The organism is uncultured Rikenella sp., assembly GCF_910577125.1.
Taxonomy (GTDB): domain Bacteria; phylum Bacteroidota; class Bacteroidia; order Bacteroidales; family Rikenellaceae; genus Rikenella.
Genome location: NZ_CAJTMN010000183.1, coordinates 1 through 1,514 on the forward strand (window position 1 = coordinate 1; position 1,514 = coordinate 1,514).

Consider the following 1,514-nt stretch of genomic DNA (forward strand, 5'->3'; position numbering starts at 1 on the left):
AGCTTTAGGATGCGTAAGCATCCTCTAAAGTTTTTCTGGTTCTCTTTGTTCACAACCGACGCTGCCAGCGAGTGCAATGCAAACAAAGTTTGCATATTGCCGAGCGGCGAGGAGGAAGGCGAAGCCAACGAGAACAGTACCCTCCTGATTAAAGAATCGTATAAAATTACGATTCATGAATATTTATCGGAGCATGGCGACGGCCCGTTCCACCGCAGCGGCCGCCGTGTCGATCTCCTCGGCGGTGTTGTAGAGCCCGATCGAGAGCCGACACATTGCGGTGATGCCGTAGTGGGTCATGACGGGTTCCGCGCAGTGGGTGCCGGAGCGCATGGCGACGCCGAGTTTGTCGATGATCATGGCGATGTCGGCCGGGTGTGTCCCCTCGACGGTGAACGAGACAATCGGATTCTTGTCCGGGGTCGTCCCGTAGATGCGGAGGCCGTCGATCGTCTGCAGGTGTTCGGTCGCCCGTGTCAGCAGGTCGGCCTCGTGTGCGTGGATGCGCTCGGGGTCTAATCCGGCGAGGTAGTCGATGGCGGTGCCGAGCCCGATGGCGCCGATGTAGTTCATGGTACCGGCTTCGAATTTCAGGGGGAGCTCGGCGAAGGTGGTGCCGGCGGGCAGGGTGACGGTGCCGACCATGTCGCCGCCGCCCATATACGGGGGGAGCTCTTCGAGCCACCGCTCTTTGCCGTACAGAACACCGATACCGGTCGGCCCGTAAAGTTTGTGGCCGGAGAAGGCGTAGAAATCGCAGTCCAAGGCTTGCACGTCGGTCATCTGGTGGACGATGCCCTGACAGCCGTCCACGAGCACGGGTATCCCCCGCTCATGAGCGGTCGCGATGATGTGGGGCAGGTCGGGAACGGTGCCGAGCACGTTCGATGCCTGGGTCACGGCGACGATCCGTGTCCGCTCGTCGAGCAGTCCGGGCAGCAGATCCTGTCGCAAGGCTCCTGCGTCGTCGAAAGGCAGGACGCGCAGTTCGGCGCCTCTCCGCATGGCGGCGAGCTGCCACGGAACGAGGTTCGAGTGGTGCTCCATCTCGGTGACGACGATGTTGTCGCCGGCGTGGATATACTTCTCGCCGAAGGTGGAGGCGACGAGGTTGATGGACTGGGTGGCGCCGCTGGTAAAGACGACTTCGCGGGTCGAACGGGCGTTCAACAGCTGGCGAACGCGCTCGCGGGCCTGCTCGTACCGCAGGGTGGTCTCTTCGGCCATATAGTGGATGCCGCGGTGGATGTTGGCGTTCAGGGTGCGGTGCAGCTCATCCACGGTGCGGATCACGACTTCGGGCTTCTGGGCGGTGGCGGCGGTGTCGAGGTAGACCAGGGGCCGACCGTTCACTCGGGCCGAAAGTATGGGAAAATCCGTTCGGATATCTGTCAAACTTTTCATCGATGTATCTATAACGTTCGTTTATCTGTACTTGCCCTGGAGTGAACTGTTCTTTTTGTGAACAAAAAGAACCAAAAAAACTTTAGAGGATGCTCACGCATCCTAAAGCT

General features: G+C 59.9%; 1 protein-coding gene. It reads right to left on the reverse strand.

Translation table 11 applies throughout. The annotated features are described in order from the left end of the window. Positions 1–183 precede the first annotated feature (183 nt). Positions 184–1,404 carry a SufS family cysteine desulfurase gene (locus tag QZ292_RS10365; RefSeq protein ID WP_294601278.1) on the reverse strand — a complete coding sequence of 407 codons (1,221 nt, stop codon included), beginning with the start codon at positions 1,402–1,404 and terminating at the stop codon, positions 184–186. Positions 1,405–1,514: the final 110 nt, after the last annotated feature.